At 61.4% G+C, this 22,123-nt stretch carries 18 protein-coding genes; 13 read left to right on the forward strand and 5 right to left on the reverse strand.

Translation table 11 applies throughout. The features are described 5' to 3' along the window. Positions 1 to 700: 700 nt before the first annotated feature. A complete protein-coding gene (locus EKN06_RS01725) occupies positions 701 to 1,240 on the reverse strand; it encodes a PilZ domain-containing protein (RefSeq protein WP_127611145.1) in 540 nt (179 codons plus the stop codon). Further along, on the reverse strand, positions 1,143 to 1,838 hold the full coding sequence (locus EKN06_RS01730; RefSeq protein WP_127611146.1) for a PilZ domain-containing protein: 696 nt from the start codon (positions 1,836 to 1,838) through the stop codon (positions 1,143 to 1,145). The genes EKN06_RS01725 and EKN06_RS01730 overlap by 98 nt, the downstream gene beginning before the upstream one ends. 170 nt (positions 1,839 to 2,008) lie before the next feature. On the opposite strand from EKN06_RS01730, the gene EKN06_RS01735 reads away from it, so the two are divergent. Continuing rightward, a complete protein-coding gene (locus EKN06_RS01735) occupies positions 2,009 to 2,602 on the forward strand; it encodes a PilZ domain-containing protein (protein WP_127611147.1) in 594 nt (197 codons plus the stop codon). A 126-nt stretch (positions 2,603 to 2,728) separates the two neighbouring features. On the opposite strand, the gene EKN06_RS01740 is transcribed toward EKN06_RS01735, so the two are convergent. Further along, the gene (locus tag EKN06_RS01740; protein ID WP_127611148.1) at positions 2,729 to 3,691 is read right to left on the reverse strand and encodes a GGDEF domain-containing protein; all 963 of its coding nucleotides are present in this window, start codon (positions 3,689 to 3,691) and stop codon (positions 2,729 to 2,731) included. A 444-nt stretch (positions 3,692 to 4,135) separates the two neighbouring features. Here EKN06_RS01740 and EKN06_RS01745 point away from each other — a divergent pair, with 444 nt between their 5' ends. After that, a complete protein-coding gene (locus tag EKN06_RS01745) occupies positions 4,136 to 4,552 on the forward strand; it encodes an EVE domain-containing protein (protein ID WP_127611937.1) in 417 nt (138 codons plus the stop codon). Positions 4,553 to 5,066: 514 nt separating this feature from the next. Here EKN06_RS01745 and EKN06_RS01755 read toward each other — a convergent pair. Next, positions 5,067 to 6,374 carry an MFS transporter gene (locus tag EKN06_RS01755; RefSeq protein WP_127611150.1) on the reverse strand — a complete coding sequence of 436 codons (1,308 nt, stop codon included), beginning with the start codon at positions 6,372 to 6,374 and terminating at the stop codon, positions 5,067 to 5,069. A gap of 113 nt (positions 6,375 to 6,487) precedes the next feature. Here EKN06_RS01755 and pgsA point away from each other — a divergent pair, with 113 nt between their 5' ends. Both pgsA and EKN06_RS01765 read left to right on the forward strand, forming a co-directional pair. Beyond that, on the forward strand, positions 6,488 to 7,039 hold the full coding sequence (pgsA, locus tag EKN06_RS01760; RefSeq protein WP_127611151.1) for a CDP-diacylglycerol--glycerol-3-phosphate 3-phosphatidyltransferase: 552 nt from the start codon (positions 6,488 to 6,490) through the stop codon (positions 7,037 to 7,039). Between the two features lie 4 nt (positions 7,040 to 7,043). Beyond that, positions 7,044 to 7,637, forward strand: coding sequence for a hypothetical protein (locus EKN06_RS01765; protein ID WP_127611152.1), 594 nt, complete (start codon positions 7,044 to 7,046; stop codon positions 7,635 to 7,637). Positions 7,638 to 7,733: 96 nt separating this feature from the next. On the opposite strand, the gene EKN06_RS01770 is transcribed toward EKN06_RS01765, so the two are convergent. Then, entirely contained in the window at positions 7,734 to 8,213 is a 480-nt protein-coding gene (locus EKN06_RS01770; protein ID WP_127611153.1) for a peroxiredoxin, read from the reverse strand. 254 nt (positions 8,214 to 8,467) lie between these two features. Here EKN06_RS01770 and EKN06_RS01775 point away from each other — a divergent pair, with 254 nt between their 5' ends. The 9 genes from EKN06_RS01775 to trxA all read left to right on the forward strand — a co-directional run bounded on the left by EKN06_RS01775 (position 8,468) and on the right by trxA (position 22,121). Next, positions 8,468 to 8,890 (forward strand): S-adenosyl-L-homocysteine hydrolase, encoded by a 423-nt coding sequence (locus tag EKN06_RS01775; RefSeq protein ID WP_420810777.1) that lies wholly within the window; start codon positions 8,468 to 8,470, stop codon positions 8,888 to 8,890. 239 nt (positions 8,891 to 9,129) lie between these two features. Beyond that, on the forward strand, positions 9,130 to 10,545 hold the full coding sequence (ahcY, locus tag EKN06_RS01780) for an adenosylhomocysteinase (RefSeq protein WP_127611155.1): 1,416 nt from the start codon (positions 9,130 to 9,132) through the stop codon (positions 10,543 to 10,545). A gap of 95 nt (positions 10,546 to 10,640) precedes the next feature. After that, positions 10,641 to 12,971 (forward strand): sensor histidine kinase, encoded by a 2,331-nt coding sequence (locus EKN06_RS01785; RefSeq protein ID WP_127611156.1) that lies wholly within the window; start codon positions 10,641 to 10,643, stop codon positions 12,969 to 12,971. After that, the gene (gene tsaE, locus EKN06_RS01790) at positions 12,968 to 13,423 is read left to right on the forward strand and encodes a tRNA (adenosine(37)-N6)-threonylcarbamoyltransferase complex ATPase subunit type 1 TsaE (protein ID WP_127611157.1); all 456 of its coding nucleotides are present in this window, start codon (positions 12,968 to 12,970) and stop codon (positions 13,421 to 13,423) included. Before EKN06_RS01785 ends, tsaE begins: the two co-directional genes overlap by 4 nt. Further along, positions 13,420 to 14,451: an aminoglycoside phosphotransferase family protein gene (locus EKN06_RS01795; protein WP_127611158.1), complete on the forward strand. Its 1,032-nt coding sequence runs from the start codon at positions 13,420 to 13,422 to the stop codon at positions 14,449 to 14,451. Before tsaE ends, EKN06_RS01795 begins: the two co-directional genes overlap by 4 nt. Before the next feature lie 62 nt (positions 14,452 to 14,513). Continuing rightward, a complete protein-coding gene (locus tag EKN06_RS01800; protein WP_205693822.1) occupies positions 14,514 to 15,206 on the forward strand; it encodes a nucleotidyltransferase family protein in 693 nt (230 codons plus the stop codon). Continuing rightward, positions 15,199 to 18,243, forward strand: a complete 3,045-nt coding sequence (gene addB / locus EKN06_RS01805) for a double-strand break repair protein AddB (RefSeq protein ID WP_127611159.1) — start codon at positions 15,199 to 15,201, stop codon at positions 18,241 to 18,243. Before EKN06_RS01800 ends, addB begins: the two co-directional genes overlap by 8 nt. Continuing rightward, positions 18,240 to 21,719 (forward strand): double-strand break repair helicase AddA, encoded by a 3,480-nt coding sequence (gene addA, locus EKN06_RS01810; RefSeq protein ID WP_127611160.1) that lies wholly within the window; start codon positions 18,240 to 18,242, stop codon positions 21,717 to 21,719. Before addB ends, addA begins: the two co-directional genes overlap by 4 nt. Positions 21,720 to 21,800: 81 nt before the next feature. Further along, positions 21,801 to 22,121, forward strand: coding sequence for a thioredoxin (trxA, locus tag EKN06_RS01815; RefSeq protein ID WP_127611161.1), 321 nt, complete (start codon positions 21,801 to 21,803; stop codon positions 22,119 to 22,121). The last annotated feature ends 2 nt before the right edge of the window (positions 22,122 to 22,123 follow it).

The following is a 22,123-nucleotide window of genomic DNA, read 5'->3' on the forward strand; positions in this document are numbered from 1 at the left end:
AGATCGGCGATGCTCCTACAAATTGCCCAGCTAGTTTTTGAAATGCGTTGTAATGCTTGATTGGAGTGACTGGGTTTTGGGTATCTGCGCTCTTCAGTTGCGAAGTTCATCCAACTCGTTGCGTAGGTTTACAAGATGCTCAGATGGTCGGTCAGGCTTTGCACCCTCTGCCCGGTGCCTAGCAACGATGTGCTCGAATACTGCCTGATGGATAGGGCTATAGAATTCGATCCCTGCCCGTTGGCCGAGGTGCAACCATTTTACGTTACCCTCAATCGGGCCAAAGCCCGCAATTCGCAGGGAGACGTATCCGCCTCGTCTTAGGTCTCTGGGTATTGTGTTAAGACAGCAGCCTTGGGGTGTGAGGTCCGTAATATCGATTGGCAACGCAATGCCTACGCCGCGTCGGAAATTCCCTTTGACTTTGATAGCCTCCCGAGAATGCCGTCTGATTTCTAATGATGGCATTCGCTTTCCCCAACTGCTGCATAAGACGGGCCACCATCAAAGGTTCAAGCCCGGTAACCGTTTGCCGAGCATGATGGCGAAAGGGCACTATCATCCAGCATGCTCGGCAAAAGGACCAGAAGCCCATTGCGTAAAAACCAAAGCAGGGCCTTTGGTTACAAATAAGCGTAAGCGAAAACGGTTAACAAATCTTTCAGGCCGTGGGCTGCCGATCACGCGGTTGAATTCCGTTTCAGCACACAAATGAGGCGGGTCGATAGCTTTGGCGCAGACGCGGAAGAGGCCTGCCAAATCGATCCAGTGGGCCGCCTCGTTCGGGCAGCAGGTTCTTGGTACTGTAGCCAAGGAAATTGACGACGGCCTCATGCAGAAAATCGTCAAACCGGATGCCAGCGTACCTTCCGTCATGCCAGACAACAATCCCGGACATGCGGATGCCGTTATCCACTTTGAGGCAGATGCGATCGGTCATCGATAGCCTTTGTGACGGCATTTCGATCATGCATCCACCTATCGAAACGTCGGAGAGCACTGCTTTGAAGGTTCTTCCCGCACTACGACAATCTACGCCATAATCAGAGGAGATGCGTTCGTGCTTGCGTTCTTTCAATCGACGACTTGTGAGCATGGCACATCCAGACAGAAATGAAATTGATATGAATATTATGACTGGCTCAGGCCGGTGCGATGGTGCGCCGACCTCTGCCGGCGCCCGCATGGCGTTCATGTTTCTCATGTTCCAGAGATTGAGGATGCCCGCCTTTTTGGTCATTCTGAACGCGGATCGCCCATTCGGCCAGTTCGCTATATTTCATGGGGGCGACGAAGTTCAGGCCTGCCGTGCCATCCTGTGTCCAACGCACTATAGCCTTCTTCACCGAATGATGGGGCAGACGAATGGTCAGTTCATCGCCGCCGCGCACGCCAGAAACGGTCAGCTTCAAACCGCGTTGCGAAACGTCACTGACCTGTGTCGAGAATTCGCCCTGTGCTGTAACAATGCTTGCAGCGCAATTGATGCTCAGTCGTGGCGGGCGGCCACGAGCGGTGTTGCCCGGGATGCCTTCGCTACCAGTCAGGGCAGCCACGACATCAACCTCATTATCAAACCTGACACCGACATCTGAGCCATCCGACCAGATGATTTCTCCGTCGACACGCGTGACTTGAGAGAGTTCGACTACGACGCGCTGTCCAATGGCGAATTCGGCATACGCGTCGGCCTTCATCCCTTGTTTCGAGAGGTTTCTGACCATGCAAAAGCCAGCGAACCCCTCTGTCTCGATCAGAGCTGGCCGATAGACCGTTCGCTGACGCTCATCATTACGCAGTTCGGTTAAACGTTCAGGATCTTCGCCTGCAAATTGCATCTGCCATTCCTCGCATTTTCGAAACTGCCGATTGCGAGCTTTAGCCTACACATCACTACGCGGAGTTAGCAGCGAGGGTTAATGCGATCGAAACCATTTCAGGGCGTGCCACTTAGCAGTTGGTTAACCCATTAAGCATATTCCGAGACGATCAACTGACGGAATTATCTATGTCAAAGCGTGAGCGCATAAGGGTTCCGATCAGGCTCTCGGCCTCGTGCAAATTCGGCAATGGTTTGTCACCCGAAGTTGTGATTGTCGATTTGAGTGAAACCGGATGTCGCATCGAGAATGCACCGACAGCGCTCCTGCGAGGAGAGCAAATCACCCTCTCATTCGAGGAATTCGAGTTTATCGAAGGCAGGGTGCGGTGGCTGACAAAAGGCGGCGCAGCGGGAATTCAGTTTTCTACGCCAATCTATCGAACAGATTATCACGCCTTACAACGAGTAAGCGAAATGGTTTCGCTTAGCCAGATACCAAGACACAAGGAGTTGAAAATGTCGGATGGATCACCCTTTTCATCAGGTCGTCAGGACACGTGGCGACACCAAGAAACCAACACTGCTCAGGCCGCCGAGAACAGTAGCAGTTCAGCGCCCCTTGATCTTTCGCTTCCCTCCGGGATCGACGACTGCACAAAACTACCAGTTGAAGACCTGACACGGTTTGTGATGCTGGTTGAAGCGGCCAAATCGTGCGGCTTCAATGCGCTGGATGTCGATCTTACCAACAACGGCCTCAGCGTAAAGTTGACCAGCTAAAAGGGGTGTTCGGCAGTCAGCTCTGAATGTTGGGATAGCAATGTTGCCTACACTTTGTAACATTCAGCAAGAGTTCGGAAACAGAAAGGTTGCGGATATTGATCTGCTCCTTAAGTCTAACGTCCACTAAATTGGCGAACGCACACTTGAGCGTATGATAGCTTCGTGGTTTTGTCCGTAGCCAGACGCGGGCATAGTAATTTGCCCATCGTAAACGTTATAGATGCCTTTAGCCAATCCAGCCTGTGACTTCTTTGCCCGGTACATGAGGGCATCAGCTGCTTTCAATTCTAGGTCGATCCGCCGTGGACCGGGCGGAAGCAACAGAACACCCCAACTGCAGGGAAGAGCGCCTCTGCCCAAGGGGTTCCCAGCATTCGTCTCTTCATTGAGCCTGTCGGCAATCATTTGACCGTTTTCCGGACCGTCGACCTTCATAAAGACAACAAACTCGTCTCCGCCAAGTCGGGCGAAGATATCACCTTTGCGAATTGCCTTGCCAACAGTTTCGGCAAAGGCCTTGATGCCATTGTCACCTGCCTCATGCCCCTGCTCATCATTGACGCGTTTCAACCCATCGAGATCGGCATAGGCCAAGGCGCACCAGTCGTGTTCATAATTGGAGGCTTCAATCGTTTCGAAGAAGGCTGGCCGGTTAAGCCCGCCCGTCAATAGATCGAGCCTCGCCAGCTTCCACTCTCGCTCACTTGAGCGGCGTGCGATCACAAGAAACGCAATTATCATGAGAACGCAAAGGAAGCGAATGGCTACGTTGGCAAATGCGAACTCGGGTCCGTAAGGGTATAAGCTCATTCCACTCGTTGCCCAAGTGAATGCAATCGCGAGTGTGCCGAGCCCAACGGCAAGCAAGCCGCTGATAGTCCAAGCTGCAAAAGCCACCAAAAAGAGGTAGAGCGGTCCCATCCAGACGCTCGAAGGGGCCCAAATGTCGGTCAGAACCGCGAGTGCAAATCCTATTGTGATAAAGCCATAGGCTGTCTTCTTGGGCACATAGAAGAGGAATGACCGCCTGAGCGTTAGGTCGTGCTTCCGTCCTGTACGCCTTTCAACCCATTTTGATTTCGCCATGGTCCCCACCGAAAATGACCGTCAACACTGCGTCTGATCTCGCAGGCTTCCTCCAGAACAGCAAGATGATGTCAGGACTATTCAGACCTCTTTCACTCAATTCCGATGCCGCACCGCTCCCGCTTTGGCATACTGATAAGCGAGCGACATTCTGTAGCAATTTGCATTTTGCTACAGAATATGGCTACTAGTGGTGCTGTAGCAGTCGGAAATTAGCATTTTAATAGAGATGGTTATGGGCATATTCGAGGTTCCCCCTCGGCTCCACCATCGTCCGATTTTAGACATCGTCGGCATCCTGCATTGCGCTACTGTGCGATGCGCGGAACTATGCGCGCGCCTGTCGATAGTTCGCCAGCATTTCGGCCGATCGCCTTGCCCTTCTGTCTTGTCCGTCTAGAACGCGGCGATCCGGCAGCGGTGCAGCAAGGGAAGATCGACGCGATGGCCAAACGGTACTGGCTGATGAAATCCGAACCCGACGTCTATTCTTGGGACGACCTGGTTAAGCAGGGCGAGGGGACGTGGGATGGGGTTCGCAATCACCGGGCGAAAAATAACCTCGCCTCCATGAAGAAGGGCGACCGCGCGTTCTTCTATCATTCGAATATCGGGCTGGAGATTGTTGGCATCGTCGAGATCAGCGTTGCCGGCATTACCGATCCGACCGATGAAACCGGAAAATGGGCTGCGGTAAAGGTGAAGCCGGTCAGGAAGCTGGACCGTCCAGTCACGCTGAAGCAGATCAAGGCGACGCCCGAACTGGCCGAGATGGAGATCATCAAACAGTCTCGGCTGTCGGTGGCCGAAGTCTTTCCCGAAGAATGGAAGCTGATTCTCGCGATGGCGAAAAAGAGCTGACGCGAAAATTCGTCAATCCGGCTGAAAGCAGAAAAATTTTTGTCGAGCGTTTGGAAATGGTCGACACGCAAAGCCGCTGCAGCTTGCATGCGGGAGACGATGGTTAACCCGGCTGTCCCGATACGGGGCGATTGGCGCAGGGGGCCTTGGATGCCGTGACGAAGGCCTATAGTTAAGGAACGGTTACCGGCGAGACGGCGTTATGTTCGTGAAGCCCGAAAGGACCCGTGAACCAGCGATAGAGGCCTTATGCAGAACGCCGCTACCCTTACACTCTCCAGATTTTCTGAAGCCGGTCGGACCAAGTCTGCGCGTTTTCGCGCGGCGACGCTACGCCGCCCCACTTTCGGACGCCGCGATCGCCCGACTTCACCTGCTTCCATTGAGACGGCCGACGATCAAGGCGGCTGGACGCTGACGCACCGCGACGTGCGCCATTTCCTGATGTCGTATATCGCGTGCTTTGTCGTCGTAATGGGCATGATCGCCTGAACGACGCCGGCTCTGAACCAACCTATTCGGCAGGAACCAGGTCAAGCTCTGCACGATAAAGTATCCAGCCCAGCCAAGCGGATACGATACACATAGCGGCTGCGAGTAGCAGTTGGTCGACGATCGAGATACCGAAATGCGTCAGCCCCATCGCGACCAGCGCGCCGCCCGCCATCGCCGCTGAATTGACAATATTGTTGGCCGCAACTGTCCGTGCCGTCTGGGATTTGTCGACGACCGTAGTCAGGAACGCATAGAGCGGCACGACGAACATGCCGCCGGCAATCGCAATGCCCAACAAGCAAAGCAGCAATGGGATCGCCAGGCGCAGCTGGATGAACTCGGTCACCGAATAGAGCCCGTCATGCGGGACCCATGCCTTGCACACCAGGTGGAACGCCACGACGAAAAGGCCCATCACCACGACCGAAATGGGTGCGTGGCGGGCCGACACCTGATTTTTGAGCAAGGCGTTGATCGACATCGAACCGATCGCAACGCCAATTGAAAACACGACGAGGAACAGACTGGCCACTGCCTTGTCCGCGGTCAGCACGTTCTTTGCCAGCGGCGGGAATTCGATGAACAGGATTGCGCCGATCGTCCAGAAGAAGCTGATGGCAAGAATCGCATAAAACACGCGCTTGTCGTGCATCGTTGCGCGAACGACCGTGATCGAAGACCTCAGGATATTGAAGTCGATCTTTTCCCCGACCGCTTGCGCAGGTGCCGCGGGAACCTGCCTACCTGCGAAATAGCCGACGACCGCCGTCACCATGACGATTACGGCGGTAACCTCTACCGAAATGAACCCGGCGAGTATGGTCCCGGCCAGAATGGCGATGTACGTGCCGGCTTCGACAAGTCCCGTTGCCGCCAATACCTCGTCTCGTTTCAAGTGTTGGGGCAGGATCGCGTATTTAATGGGTCCGAAGAACGTCGAATGCGCACCCAAACCCGTCAGCGCCAGCAGCATCAGCGGGATCGCCAGCGTGGTCACCAACGTGTTTTGCCATGCGAGCAGCAATCCGACAGCGCCGATGGCCATTATCCCGATTTCCGCCGTTTTGACCCAGCGGACGATTGCCGCCTTGTCGCGCATGTCGGCAAGCTGACCCGATAGCGCGGACAGAAGCACATAGGGGATCGTGAACAATCCCGAGGCTATGGCGGAGAATTTCGCCTCTTCGGCGGTGGAGGAATAAACTTGGTACACCACGAACAGCACCATGGCGTTTTTGTACAGGTTGTCGTTGAATGCCCCCAGCATCTGCGTCGCGAAAATCGGCAGGAAGCGCCTGCGCGCGAGGAGGTGTGTGGATAAAGTCATGCTGTACGGTGAGACATGTCATTAAAGCGAACAGCTTTTCGCACAACCCCTAGACCAGCTTTTGCGCGTGACAGTTTCCCGCTATGCGCAATCGGAACAAAAAGCTCGAGATAATGCTGACCCTTCCGAATCTCCTCACCCTTTCGCGGATCTTCGCCGTGCCCCTGCTCGTTTTGCTGCTGTGGTGGCCGGAGTGGCGTTTGGGTCATGGTGTCGCATTCGCGCTTTATTGTGTCGCGGGTGTTACCGACTATTTCGACGGCATGCTCGCGCGGTCGAGCGGGCGGGTCAGCCGGTTGGGGATATTCCTCGACCCAATCGCCGACAAGATCATGGTCGCGGCGGTTATCCTTGTCCTCGTCCATACCGGTATCATCACCTCCGTCCACGTGCTTGCGGCGCTAGTCATCCTCTTGCGAGAGATAATGGTTTCGGGGCTGAGAGAGTTCCTCGCCGGGGTGCAAGTATCTGTTCCGGTGTCGAAACTGGCGAAATGGAAAACGACGTTCCAGATGATGTCGCTGGGCGCGCTGGTCTTGTCGGGAGCGCTGCCGCATCTCGACTTCGTGTACTGGACCGGGATCGTCGCGCTTTGGGCGGCGGCGGTGCTGACGGCGCTTACGGGATGGGATTATCTGCGCATCGGCCTGCGCCACATGGATTGACGCAGTGACTCGTGGGGGGTGGCGACTGGCGATTACAGGTCTGTTTGCACCGCTGCTTGTTGCCGGATGCTCCGATCCACCGCGCGATGCGCAAGTCTCCGCGCCGCGACAGTATATCCTCAACGAAGTGACTACCGATTGGCGCGGCATCCGCAAAGTCGCGACTTTCGACGCGGAAGTGCTGGTACTTGCGCGCAAATCTTATGGCGGGCCCTTTGCCGATGCCTTCGCCGACTACGCCCCGGTCGACATTGCGGTTGCGTGGGGCGAAGGCGCGCGGGCCGACGTGCATTCGCGCATCGACATCAACCAGTCGGGCCGGTTCTATTATTGGCGGGCTGGGCCAGACGCGTGGCAGGACCCGCGGGTGCGAAGGTTCGGGAAAAGTTCGGCCAACTGGCACCTGATCCCGGCGAACGACGACATCGCCGACCAGATCGGGGCGATCCGATCGAACGGGGTCGTTGCAATCCGGGGTCATCTCGTCGACATTTACGCCCCCGATGGCGGGCGGTGGAAGACATCGCGCACCCGCAACGATAAGGGCGCCGGCGCGTGCGAGATTATCCTCGTGTCGGAGGTAAGGGCGTTGCCCTGAAAACCCAATGCTCTCGATGCCGATGACCGATGGGTCGCGTGATGAAAAAAGGGGCGCCCGAAAGCGCCCCTTGGAAATATCGCGATGTCGATCGGATCAGATCTGATTGAGCATGTTTTCCGCGCTCGACACTTCGAAGCTGCCGCCTTCTTCGACGTTCAGTTGCACGACCGTGCCGTCATCGACCACTGCCGACCAGCGCGAGCCGCGCTGACCAAGACCGAAGCCAGAGCCGTCCATGGTCAGGCCCAGCGCCTTGGCCATGTCGCCATTGCCGTCGGCCAGCATAGTGACGGCCGTCGAACCGTCGCGCTCGTTCCATGCCTGCAGGACGAAGGGATCGTTGACCGCGGTGCAGGCGATCTCGTCAATGCCCTTGGCCTTCAACTCGTCGGCCTTCGCGACGAAACCGGGGAGATGCTTGGCCGAACAGGTCGGTGTGAATGCGCCGGGCACGGAAAACAGCGCTACTTTCTTGCCCGAGAAATATTCGCTCGACTGGACCTTTTCCGGCCCTTCGCTCGTCGCCTTGACCAGAGTCACGTCAGGAATCTTGTCGCCTACCTTGATCGTCATATCGATGCCCTTTCAACTGCATTTGGAAATTGTGCGCAGGACATAGGACGCCCGCGAAATGCTGCAAGGTGGGGTGAGCCGAGGCGTGGTTAATTTCCCTTTACTTCCAAGGTTTAAGTTTCAGTAAAGAAATAAGCGGATGCTCCGAAGCCATCGAGGACACACCCATCGCGCAAGACCAGCCGCGAGGGGCAAGCGGGAGCATCGAGATGGGGAAATTCGGGACATTCATCGCAGGCGCCGTGTCGGTGGCCATGCTTGTCGGAGCGGCCGTTCCTGTACATGCAGCCAGCGATTATTCCAGCGCCGAAAAACTGCGCAAGCTGGACATCATGCTGATGGTGACCGCTCTGCGCTGTCGTCACGGCTCCCAGAATTTCCAGCGCGATTACGAAAAGTTTTCCGCCGCCCACAACGTCACGATGCAAGGTGCGGCAAAGACGCTGCAGGCGTCGTACGCCACCAAGGCCGGGGCAAAGGGCGCGCGGCGCCAGCTCGACACGATCAGCGTCGGCATGGCCAACCGCTATGGGCAAGGGCACCCATGGCTGGAGTGCGCGGAACTCAAGCAAGTGACACAGAATCTTGCGGCAGATCGCGACAGCAGCCGGCTCCTGGCGGCGGCTGACGAGTTGCTTGCCAATAGTCGGCCCGCAAAGTTCGCCATGAAGCGTTAAGCTGAACGACGGATCTGACGGGCCAGTTCGTATGTCCACGCTCGCAAGTGCGGACGAACGGGGGGCCGCCCGGAGTTGAGCCGGGCGTTCCGGGTGTCGCGAGAGGGATATAAAGATTTCTTTATATTTGCTCTCGGGACGGAGAGCGGGTAGAGGAACGGCCAAGCCGGGCTTCTGCCCGCTTTTCGCGTTTTACCGGGCAGAAACGCCCGGAACGGACTTTTTTCAGGAGCTGCCCCGTGGCCACTGCCGCAATCGAACACGACTACGTCATCGCCGACATCGCCCTCGCCCAATATGGCCGGGCCGAGATCGCCATTGCCGAAACCGAGATGCCGGGCCTGATGGCCCTGCGCGAGGAATTCGGCGAATCGCAGCCACTGAAGGGCGCGCGGATCACCGGATCGCTGCACATGACGATCCAGACCGCGGTCCTGATCGAAACGCTGATCGCGTTGGGCGCCGAAGTTCGCTGGGCGACCTGCAACATCTATTCGACGCAAGACCACGCCGCCGCCGCGATCGCCGCACAGGGCATTCCGGTTTTCGCCATCAAGGGCGAGAGCCTTGCCGATTACTGGGATTACGTCGGTCGCATCTTCGATTGGGACATCGACGGTTCGGGCAACACCGCCAACATCATCCTCGACGACGGTGGCGATGCGACGATGTTCGCACTTTGGGGTGCGCGGCTTGAAGCGGGCGACGAACTGCCCGAACCCGGCAATGCCGAGGAAATCGAATTCCAGCGCGCTCTCAAGGCTTTCGTCAAGGCGAAGCCGGGCTACCTGATGAAATCGGTCGCCAACATCCGCGGCGTTTCGGAAGAAACGACGACCGGTGTCCATCGGCTTTATCACATCGCCAAGAACGGCAAGCTGCCGTTCCCCGCCATCAACGTGAACGATTCGGTCACCAAGTCGAAGTTCGACAATCTCTACGGCTGCAAGGAATCGCTTGTCGATGCGATCCGTCGCGCCACCGACGTGATGCTGGCCGGGAAGGTCGCCTGCGTCGCGGGCTTCGGCGATGTCGGCAAGGGCAGCGCCGATTCGCTGCGCAATGGCGGCGCGCGCGTCATGGTTACCGAAATCGACCCGATCTGCGCATTGCAGGCGGCGATGGAAGGTTATGAAGTCGTGACGATGGAAGAGGCGACGAAGCGCGCCGACATCTTCGTGACGACCACCGGCAACGAAGACGTCATCACCGCCGAGCATATGAAGGCGATGAAACCGATGAGCATCGTGTGCAACATCGGTCACTTCGATTCCGAGATCCAGATTGGCGCGCTGTCCAATTATGAATGGACCGAGATCAAGCCGGGCACCGACATCGTAAAATTCCCCGACGGCAAGCAGATCATCGTGTTGGCCAAGGGGCGGCTCGTGAACCTGGGCTGCGCCACCGGCCACCCCAGCTTCGTCATGAGCTGTTCGTTCACCAATCAGGTGCTCGCCCAGATCGAGCTGTTCACTAAGGGTGGCCAGTACGCGAACGAAGTCTACGTCCTGCCCAAGCATCTCGACGAAAAGGTCGCTGCGCTGCATCTGGACAAACTGGGTGTGAAACTCACCAAGCTGAGCGAGAGACAGGCGGAATATATCGGCGTGCCGATCGAAGGGCCGTACAAGCCCGAACACTACCGCTACTGACAATGATGCAAGTCCCCCGTGCCGACAGGTTTTTTTGCTCCTGTCGGCGCGGCGGGGTTGTCGTCCTGCTCCCCATCGCTGCATAGCCTTTGGCCATGGGACAATGGTGGGGCGAAGAGTCGATAACGATCGGCATTCCGGCGCTGGTGCTGCTGGGCCTGATCATGGCCTGCTGGACCGCGGCTGCGGCATGGACCTTGTTCACGGTCCGCCGTCGCAGCCTTACGTCGCGCAAGGATCGCCTGCGGCTGTTGCGCATGGTCCGCATGATGGACGAAGCGCCGGGCCTGCCGATGATAATCAGGGCGGACGGGCGGATCGAGGCTTCGGACCGGATCGCCGACTGGTTCGGGTTGGAAACGCTGCCCCGGACCATTCACGATCTTGCTGGGTCCGATGCCCGTGGCGTTTCTGTCGCAGAGATCGATGATCTTTGGCAACATTGCAGGCGCACTTTGAGTTCTGCCGCGCCGTTCCGGCTCATGCTCCATCCCCATGCCAAGGGCCATGCCCTGTCAGTGACAGGTCATCTCGCCGATCCACAGATTTCGCGTGGTGGCGCGGTGTTAGTATGGATCATCGATGCCAGCGATAGCGCGAACGAGATCGCGCGGCTGACCGATGACGCGGCAAAGGCCCACGCCGATTTCGCCGCATTGGTGGGCCTGATCGAAGCCGCGCCGATCCCGATGTGGTTCCGCGGGCTCGACGGTCGCATCCGGCTGGTGAACAGCGCCTATGTCGCAGCCGTGGGCGCCGAAAACGCCGAAGAAGTCGTGTCGGGCAATGTCGAACTCATCGAAACCACCGACGGCGTGTCTCCATCCGAAGTGGCGCATCAGGCGCGCGACAGCGGACATCCGATCGAACGCAACGTCATGGTCACGATCGACGGGGAACGCCGCGCTTTCAGCGTCAGCGATTTGCCGGTCGGATCCGAAGGGGTCGCGGGATATGCCATCGACGTCGAAAACCTCGAACAGCTCAGCCGCGAATACCGCGCATTTCGCGGTGCCCAGCGCGCCTTGCTCGATCAGCTTTCGTCCGGCGTCGCGCAATTCGATTCGCTGCGCAATCTCAACTTCGTGAACTTGCCGATGCAGCGGCTGTTCCGCCTGCCGTCCAATATCGGGCAGGAAGGCGTGCCCGTCGGCGAACTCCTGAATATCATGCGCGATGCCGGCCGCGTGCCCGAAGCGCGCGATTTCCCGGCTTGGCGGCGTGAGAAAGAGGCGTGGTTTACCGCATCGGACGCGACGGATGAGGAATGGGTTCTGCCCGATGGCACGCATTTGCGCATCGTTGCGCAGCCGATGCCCGACGGCGGGTTGATGATGATCGTCGAGGATCGGACCGAACAGCTGCAACTCGCCAGCGCGCGCGACACCTTGCTCCGGGTTCGTACGGCCACACTCGATTCGCTGTTCGAAGGGCTGGTCGTGCTCGCGCCAGACGGGCGGCTACAGCTGTGGAACCGGCGGTTCGCGGCCGAATGGTCGCTGTCCGAAGAATTTCTCGGCAGCCATCCGCATATCGAAACCTTGCTGGAGGCATTGCGCCCGCAATTGGCAAGCCCCGGCGATGCGCAGCGGATCGGCATGGTGATCGAGGCGGCGACCCTGCGCCGCGAACAGACGGGCGGGCGGGTCGCACTTGCCGATGGGCGCACGCTCGCTTTGATGGGCATGCCGCTGCCCGATGGCAACGGCATGCTGACCAGCCTCGACATCACCGACAGTCAGAAGGCAGAGGCTGCGCTCCTCGAACGCAATCAGGCGCTGATCGAGGCGGATGCGGTCAAGACGCGCTTCCTTGCCAACATGAGCTACGAATTCCGCACGCCGCTGACGTCGATCACCGGCTTTGCCGAGATGTTGCGCGACGGTGTGGCGGGTGAGCTTTCGGATACTGCCAAGGAGTACATGGGCGCGATCCTCGAATCGACCGCGCGGCTGTCCGACCAGATCGAATCGGTGCTCGATCTGACGCAAAGCGAGGCCGGGCTTCTGCCGTTGGCGCAAGAAGTCATCGAACTGATGCCGCTGGTCACCCGGCTCGTCCACGACCGCGCGTCGCAAATCGAAGACGCGCGCCTGACGCTCAACTTGCGCGGGGACAGGAGCGCCGGGACGGTCCGTGGCGATCCGCGCCGGCTGGCTCGGGCGCTTGGCAACGTGCTCGACAATGCGGTGGCCAGCAGCCCGCACGGATCGCGCGTCAATGTCGACCTGCGTCGTCGTCGCGATGGGGCGCACATCATCATTCATTACCAGCTGGGCGCCGAAGGGGCGGAGGCTGAACTGGCGCGCCAGAACGCGGGGCTCGGCCTGCCGCTCGCGCGCGAACTGATCGAAGCGCATGACGGCAAGCTGGAATTCATGCAGCACGCAAATCAGGGCGTGACCGCGACGATCAAGCTGCCATGACTGCACCCTTGCGCGTCGCCCTGCCGGACGAAAAGGCGACAGCGGCGCTGGGCGAACGAATCGCGGAGGTATTGCGCGCAGGCGATGTCGTTGCACTGTCGGGCGGGCTGGGCGCAGGGAAGACGACGCTGGCCCGCGCGATCATCGCCGCGCTTGGGCATGCAGGAGAAGTGCCTTCGCCCACGTTCGCGATCATCCAGACTTACGATCCGCCCGGGGTGGCGCTGCCGCTGGTCCATGCCGATTTCTACCGACTGGAGGATGTGGGCGAGGTCGAGGAACTGGGACTGGACGATTACCGCGACGGCGCGGCGCTGATCGCGGAATGGCCCGAACAGGCCGGCGGTTTCGCGCATGAGGCGAATTGCCTCTCGATCCGGTTGGAAACGGCGGATGACGGGCGCTTGGCGATTGTGGAGCCGGGGGAAGGTTGGCTAAACCGACTGCCATGACCCAGACAACGCCCTCTGACATCGCGATCGCACCCCCACATGCTCAGGCGTTTCTAGACGCTGCCGGTTGGGGCGATGCCGCGATCGAACCGCTGGCGGGCGATGCCTCGTTCCGCCGTTATTTCCGCGTGCGGCGGGCCGACGGGGCGTGCGCGATGCTGATGGATGCGCCGCCGCCTAACGAAGATCCCAAACCCTTCCTCGATGCCGCCCACTATCTGCTAGATCACGGGTTTCGCGCGCCGAAGGTATTGGCAGAGGACGCAGCGCAAGGGCTCGTCCTGCTCGAAGATTTCGGCCATCGCCGGATGCGCGACCATCTCGACGATGCACCGGACGAGGAAACGCCCGTCTATCGCGATGCCGTTTCGGTGCTTGCTCGCTTGCACCGCGCGCCGGCGGGTCCGTTTCGGGCCTACGACCTCAACGAATACCTACGAGAAGCCAAACTATTCACCGAATGGTTCTGCGTCGCCCACGGCCTGTCAGTGGACGACGCCGGATACGAAGCAGCATGGCGAGAAGTGATGTTGCCGGTGCTTGAACGGCAGGGCGCATGGGAAGGCGGCGGCGTCACGGTCTTGCGCGACTATCACGCCGAAAACATCATGCTGCTGGATGGTCAAGAGGGGTTCGAGGCTTACGGGCAGGGTCTGCTCGATTTTCAGGATGCGCTGGTCGGGCACCCGGCCTACGATCTCGTATCCCTGTTGCAGGACGCGCGCCGTGACGTTGCTGCCGCGCTTGAGGCGGATATGCTTCAGCATTACCTCCAACACGTCGGCGATGCGGATGCGTTTCTGGCCGATTATGCCCGACTGGGCGCGCAGCGTAATGCGAAGATCGTGGGAATTTTCGTGCGGCTTTCGCGGCGTGACGGCAAGGACCGCTACCTCGACCTGATTCCGCGGGTTTGGGAATTGATGGAACGCGATTTGGCACATCCCGCGCTCGCGCCCGTGGCACGGTGGATGGAGGCTAACATCCCGGGCGATCTTCGGATCAGGCGCGGGGCGACCCCGGCGTGAGAGAAATCGAAACGTGCGGGCGCCCCAAACTGGGTGCCGAACCTCTGGCCAGTGACGTGGCGATGGTTATGGCCGCCGGGCTTGGCAAGCGGATGCGGCCACTGACCGTCAGTCGGCCCAAGCCGATGGTGAAAGTCGCCGGCAAGCCGTTGATCGACCATGCGCTCGACCGGCTGGCATCAGCGGGCGTGTCGCGCGCGGTGGTCAATGTCCATTACCTCGCCGACGCGATTGAGGCGCACATGAAGCTGCGCACCGAACCTGCGATCACGATTTCGGACGAGCGTGACCAACTGCTGGAAACCGGCGGTGGCCTGGTAAAGGCGAGCGAGCTTTTGGGCGATACGTTCTTCTGTCTCAATTCCGATGCCATGTGGCTGGATGGTCCGCGCGACGTGTTTCGCCAGCTTTCAACGGCGTGGGACCCTGTCAAGATGGATGCCTTGCTCCTGCTGGTCCCGCATCCGCATGCGCATAATTATCGCGGCAAGGGCGACTTTCATCTCGACGCAATGGGGCGTGTCAGCCGCCGCAGGTCCGGCCGAATCGCGCCATTCGTGTTCAGCGGTATACAGCTGTGTTCGTCCCGGCTGCTGCGCGATCCCCCGGAAGAGGCGAAGTTCAGCACCAACGTATTCTGGTCCCGCGCGATAGAAGAGGGGCGGCTTTACGGCACGATCCACGCAGGCGAGTGGATCGAAATCGGCCAGCCCGAACATATCGCGCCTGCCGAGGAACTGTTCGCGCGTGTCTGAGGGCACGCGGCTTTCCCTTTATTCGATCGCTGCCCACCGCGGGTTCGCCGACGCCCTCGTCGCCGGTTTAATCCCACGTTATGCCGAGGACCGGTTCGGCCTTGCGCGCCTGACGCTGTTGTTGCCCAGCCACCGCGCCATCCGCACGGTGACAGAGGCGTTCGTCCGCCTTTCGGGCGGCGATGATGGCACGGGCGGCCTGTTGCTGCCGCGCATGGCGGTGATCGCGGACATCGATCTCGATGAAACGCTGGGGCCGCTGCTCGACCCGATCGGGGAGGGCGCGGATGTTCCGCCCGCTGCCGATCAGACGCGTCGCTGGTTGACGCTTGCGTCCATGCTGCGCCAAGCGATGGCGGCAGAAGGGCTGACTGCGCCATCGGCTGCGGCGCTATTGCGCCAATCGCGGGAAATCGCACGAACGATGGATCGTCTTCTGGTCGAAGGAATTGATCCCGACGACCTGATGCGCGAACGGGTGATCGGCATCGTCGGCGATCAGTCGGCGCACTGGGAAAAGAACCTTCGCCTGTTCATGCTGGTGCAGCGGATGTGGCTGGCCGAACTGAGCTCGCGCGGCGAGGTCGATGCACCTGCGCGCCGCAATGCGCTGTTCGACCATGCCGCCCGGCGCTGGCGCGAAAACCCGCCGCCGCATCCCGTCGTCGCGGCGGGCGTTACCAGCGCCAGCCCGGCCATCGCGCGACTGTTGCGCGTTATTGCGGGTTTACCCCAAGGTGCGGTGATCCTGCCCGATCTCGATCTGGCGCTTGATGACGACGTCTGGGCCGCGCTCGGCAATGCCGGGCATGGCGAGAACCCGGACGATCCGCCGCTTGGCCCCCATGACGCCGTGACCCATCCGCAATATCACCTGAAGCTCCTGCTCAACCGGATGGGCGTCAACCGCGACGAAGTGCGCCCATGGCACCGCCGCGGCCTTGGCGCGGCTCCGCCCGAACGCAGCAAGGCGATATCGAACCTGTTTCTGCCGCCGGAACAGAGCGCAAGTTGGGTCGACCTGCCGCCACAACGCCGCCGCTTGTCGGGCGTCCGGGTCATGGAAACCGCGCATCCTGAGGAAGAGGCCCAGGCCATCGCCGTCCTGATCCGCGAGGCGCTGGAAGTGCCCGCGCGGCGTGTCTCGTTCATCACGCCGGATCGCGGGCTTGCGGGCCGCGTCATCGCGCACTTGCGCGCATGGAATGTCGTGGCCGACGATTCAGCAGGCATGCCCTTGCCGCAAACGGTGGCGGGGCGCATGTTCCTGTTGCTGGCCGAAGTGCTGGGCACCCGTGCCGCGCCGATCCCGTTTCTCGCCGCCATTGCGCATCCGCTTGCGGGCGTTGGCCAAGACAAGGGCGAACGGAGAACCAGGTGGCTGGACAATGTTCGCAAGCTCGATCTCGCGCTGCGCGGGCCAAGGCTGGACGCGGGCATCGAACCGCTGGGCAAAGTCGCGATGGAGCGGGCGCGCAAGCGTGACGACAGCGCGATGGCGCATTGGTGGCAGGAGGTCGAGGCAGCGCTTTCGCCGCTGGCCGCCATGGGCGAGGCGGACGCGCTGGACCTTGCCGCAGTGCTCGACGCGCTGGTCACGGCAGGAGAGGCGCTGTGCGGACCTGAGCTGTGGGCAGAGGCCGACGGGCGCATGCTGGCAAGCTTTGTCGAAGGCCTGCGCGAAGCGGCGCTAGGAGAGCCGACGTCGCTCGAGCCTGCCGAAATCCCCGCCATGCTGCGCGATGCGATGGACCAGCAATCGGTGCGCCCGCCATGGGGCGGCCACCCGCGCGTTGCCATCTACGGCTTGATCGAGGCGCGGATGAGCCGCGCCGATCTCGTCATCTGCGGCGGACTGACCGAAGGATCGTGGCCCGCACCTTCGGCTACCGATCCGCTGGTCGCGCCCGCCGTGCTGCGCGCGCTGGGCGTTCCCGGCGGCGATTTCCGCATCGGGCTTGCCGCGCACGATTTGGCCGGCGCACTGGGCGCGCCCGAAGTCGTCCTGAGCCATGCTCGGCGCGACGCATCCGGTCCGGTGATCGCGAGCCGTTTCCTGCTGCGGGTAAAGGCGATGCTGGGCGACCAGTTCGACAAGCACCGCGAGGTCGAAGCGCCCAAGCTGGCCGCCGCGATGAACGATGCCGCGCCCGCGCCACCCTATCCGCAGCCAAAGCCGCTGCCGAATGCCGAACAGCGCAAGGTCGATATCAGCGCCACCGCACTCGACCGGCTGCGATCGGACCCGTACCAGTTCTATGCCAGCCACATCCTGCGCCTGCGCCGGCTTGACGCCATCGACGAAGAGCCGACCCCTGCGTGGAAGGGCACGACAGTTCATGCCATCCTTCAGGAATGGAATGAGAAGTACGACTGCGCGCCCGGCACCCTGTTGCCGCTGGCCGCGGGGATGCTGTCCGATCTTTCGGGCCATCCGTTCATGCGCGGGCTGTGGCAGCCGCGGCTGATGGCTGGCCTGAAATGGGTGGAGGATGAGCAGGCCGCGCTCGTTGCCGAAGGGCGCGAAGTGTTGCTGGTCGAAAAATCGGGCGGGATGGTGTTCGATGGGGTGAAGATCACCGCGAAGGCCGACCGCATCGACCGACTTCCCGATGGGACGCTGGCCATCGTGGATTACAAGACCGGCACGCCGCCCAGCGCCAAGATGGTCGAAGAAGGTTTCACCCTGCAACTCGGCACCACCGGGATCATCGCGGAATCCGGCGGGTTCGAAGGGGTGTCGGGCACTCCTACGCGTTTCGAATACTGGTCGCTGGCCCGCAATGCCAAGGGCGGCGACTACGCGTTCGGCTATCGCACCGAGCCCATCCTCGAACCGCCCAAGCGCAGCGGCATCCCGCGCGAGGATTTTCTGCCCGACAGCGCGCGTTTCCTGTCCGATGCCATCGACCGCTGGATCGTCGGTAACGAGCCTTTCACCGCGAGGCTCAATCCCGATCTGGGCGGATATAACGACTACGACCAGCTCATGCGGCTGGACGAATGGCAAGGACGCACCGAGGGATCGGGCGCATGAACGCGAAAGTCTATCCGCTGAAGGACCGGCAGGCCGACGCCGTCGATCCGCGCGATACCGTCTGGCTTTCGGCCAGTGCCGGCACGGGTAAGACGCAGGTGCTTTCGGCGCGAGTACTGCGCCTGTTGCTGCAATCCGATATCGAACCGTCGCAGATCCTGTGCCTGACCTTTACCAAGGCCGGTGCGGCGGAGATGGCGACCCGCGTCAACGATGTGCTGGCAAGCTGGGTGCGGGCGGACGACGTGACGCTTGCGGCGGACCTGCTGGCGATCGGCGGCGCCGTCGATCCCGACACCGTGGCGCGGGCGCGGACGCGTTTTGCCGCCGTGTTGGACTGTCCGGGCGGGGGCCTGAGGATCGAGACGATCCATGCTTTTTCGCAATGGCTGCTTTCCGCATTCCCGCTTGAGGCCGGGCTGGTCCCCGGCACACGACCGATGGAGGATCGCGACCGGGAAATCCTGCTGCGCGAAACGCTGTCGGCGATGCTGCTCGATGCCGAAAGGTCCGGCGATACCGCGCTGACCGACGCGCTCGCCATGCTGTCGCTGCGCACCGACCAGTCCGGGGTGGAACGCTTCCTGATGGCCTGCGCCGACGCGCGCGGCGCATGGGAAGGGCCGGGCGCGTGGCAACCGCCGCTGCTGCCGCGCGTCCACCGGCTGCTGGGGCTGGCGCCCGATCATTCGCCCGATCATGTCGCGATGCTTTGCGGCGACGATGCGTTCGATGCGGCATCCCTGCGCCGTTGCCTCGATGCGCAAAGGGCATGGGGCACCGCCACCGCGCGCAAGTTCGAAGATGTCGTTGCGCCATGGCTGGCGGGCGATGCGGACGCGAGACTGGCGGCGATCGACGATTTGCGCGCCGTCGTCTTTACGCAAAAGGGCGAGGTCAAATCGCTCATTAGCGTGGCGAAGCACTTGCCCGATTATGCCGATTATGCGGCGCGGGTCGGTGCCAGCCTCGACGAGGTGGAGGTCGCCCGCAACCTTGGCGCATTGGCGCAGTGGCTGGCCCCCGCGCTGACGTTGGGCCGCGCTTTCGCCCTGCGCTGGGCAGAGGCAAAATCGCGCGAGGGGCTGGTTGATTTCGACGATCAGATATTCCAGGCAGCCCGCCTGCTGAAACGATCAGACATGGCGGACTGGATCCGGTACAAGCTCGACCGCCGGTTCGACCACATCCTGATTGACGAAGCGCAAGACACAAACGCCGCGCAATGGGACGTCATCGACGCGCTGACCGAAGAGTTCTTTGCCGGGCAGGGCGCGCGCGGCGACCGTTTGCGCACGCTGTTCGTCGTGGGCGACTACAAGCAGGCGATCTTCCGGTTTCAGGGGACCAGCCCCGAAAATTTCGAAGCCGCCAAGCAGCGGGTCAAGGCGCGGATCAGCGAAACGCTGAGCAACCTGGAAGCCCAGCGCGGCGACGATGAAATCCGGCCCCTGCAGGAATATGGACTGGGGCGCAGTTACCGCACCGGGCAGCCGGTGCTGGACTTCGTTGACGAGGCCATCGCGCACATCGCGCCCGAAAACTTCGGATTGAAAGACCCGCCAGAGCCGCACATTGGCGAACAGCGTCCGGGGCAGGTCGTATTGTGGCGTGCGGTAGGTTCGATGCCGGGCGACGACGAAGAACCAGACGACGAAAAATCGTGGCTCTCCCGCCCTGACAGGCGCGTTGCCGACAACATTGCCGAACAGGTGCGACGCTGGATCGCGGGCGGCTATCCGCTGGCCAAGGGCGGGGCGCGCAATGCGCAGGCGGGCGACATCATGGTGCTGGTCCGCAAGCGCAAGGAACTGGCCGGGCTGATCGTCGCGCGGCTTCATGCCAAGGGCGTGCCCGTCGCGGGCGTCGACCGGTTGCGATTGGGCGCGCCGCTGGCGGTGCGCGACCTGATGGCCGGCCTGCGTTTCGCCGCGCAGCCCTATGACGATCTCGCGCTTGCCAGTTTGCTGACGTCGCCGCTGCTGGGCTGGTCGCAGGAAGACCTGCTGGAACACGGTTATCGCCATCCGAAGACGGAGCGGTACCGGACGCTGTGGGACCACTTGCGCGCCGCCACTGCCGACAAACCGCGTGAGACGGTGGCGAAGCTGCTCGATCTGTTGGGCCGCGCCGATTTCACGCCACCTCAGGCGCTGCTCCACTGGATGCTGGTAGGACCGTGGCAGGGGCGCACGAAACTGGTCGCGCGACTGGGGCGAGAAGCCAACGATCCCATTGATGAACTGCTGAATGCCGCGCTGGCGTTTTCGGCGACGAACGTGCCCAGTCTTGCCGGGTTCATCCGCTGGTTCGACGTGGGCGACGGTGAATTGAAGCGAGAGGCGGATCAGCAGGGCGGGCTGGTCAGGGTTATGACGGTGCATGGGTCAAAGGGTCTGCAGGCGCCCATCGTGATCCTTGCCGATGCCGCCGACGATCCGGACAAGTCGCCACCGCGCACGCTGGAATTGGAGGAGCCGGGCGATGCGGCGCTGGGCTTTGCGACGCGCAGCTTGCCGATGCCGGGCCTGCGCAAGGGCGAGGTGATGGGTCGGCTCGCGCAGGCTCGCGACGCGGCGAAACAGGCCGAGGACGAGGAACACTGGCGGCTGCTGTATGTCGCCATGACCCGGTCGGAGGAAGCGCTGTTTGTCGCGGGCGCGTTGCCGGCGAAGAAGACCGAGGCCCCGCGGAAAAGCTGGTATGCCGCGCTCGAGCCGCTGTTCGGCGATGACTGGCTCGAAGATCCGGTCTGGGGCGCGGTTAAGGTGCGCGGCATCGCGGCGGAGGCGCAGCCGGGCATGCCCGGTGGCGCGGCGCAATCGATGCTGCCTCTGGTTCCAACATGGCTCACCCACCCTGTGGGAGAGGAACCGCGACCGCCCCGTCCGCTCGCTCCTTCCGCGCTGGGCGATCACGAAGCGCCCGACCCGCCGCTGCCGCCCGGAACCGGGCTGGATGCCGCGCGGCGCGGGGTTCTGATCCACCGATTGCTCGAACGCTTACCGGAACTGGCGCCGGACAGGCGCGCCGCGGCTGCGGCGAAGTGGTTGGCAAGGCAGGCGGCGGACCTTGATCCTGCGATCCGCGACGAAATGGCGGTTGCTGCGATCGCCACGCTGGCCGACCCACGATTCGCCGACGGGTTCGGCCCCGATGCGCTGGCCGAAGTGCCGATTGCCGCGATCGTCGGCGGGCAGGTCGTGGCGGGCACCATCGACCGGTTGTGCCTGCCCGAAAATCCCGACGAGCCGATCCGCATCGTGGATTTCAAGACCGCTCGTCGCCCGCCCGAAACGTTCAACGCCGTGCCTGTCGCCTATATCCGGCAGATGGCGGCCTATGCCTGCGCGCTGGAGGCGGTGCATCCGGGCCGGGTGGTGGAATGCGCGTTGCTCTATACCCATGCCCCGCGGCTTTTCGTCGTGCCCGAAGCTTTACTGGCGGCGGAGAAGGCACGGTTACGGGGTGGCTAGAATTGCTTGGGGCATGCGCGGATTGCCAAAGCGCTTCGCGCGCCTATCTTGGGTTACGAAAGATTTTCAGGAGAACGTTCGATGCCGACCAAAGCCGTAACCGATGCCAGTTTCCAGAGCGACGTTATCGAATCCGACAAGCCGGTGCTGGTCGATTTCTGGGCGGACTGGTGCGGCCCGTGCAAGATGATCGGCCCCGCGCTCGAAGAAATCAGCGACGAACTGGGTGACAAGGTCACGATCGCCAAGGTCGACATCATGGAAAACACCGAGATCGCAGCGCAGATGGGGGTTCAGTCGATCCCGCTGATGATCCTGTTCAAGAACGGTAAGCCCGCCGCGCAGAAGCTGGGCGCTGCACCCAAGGGCGCGCTAAAGGCCTGGCTCGAATCCGAGCTTTGAAC

Origin of the sequence: Croceicoccus ponticola (assembly GCF_004004515.1) — a bacterium.
Lineage (GTDB): Bacteria > Pseudomonadota > Alphaproteobacteria > Sphingomonadales > Sphingomonadaceae > Croceicoccus > Croceicoccus ponticola.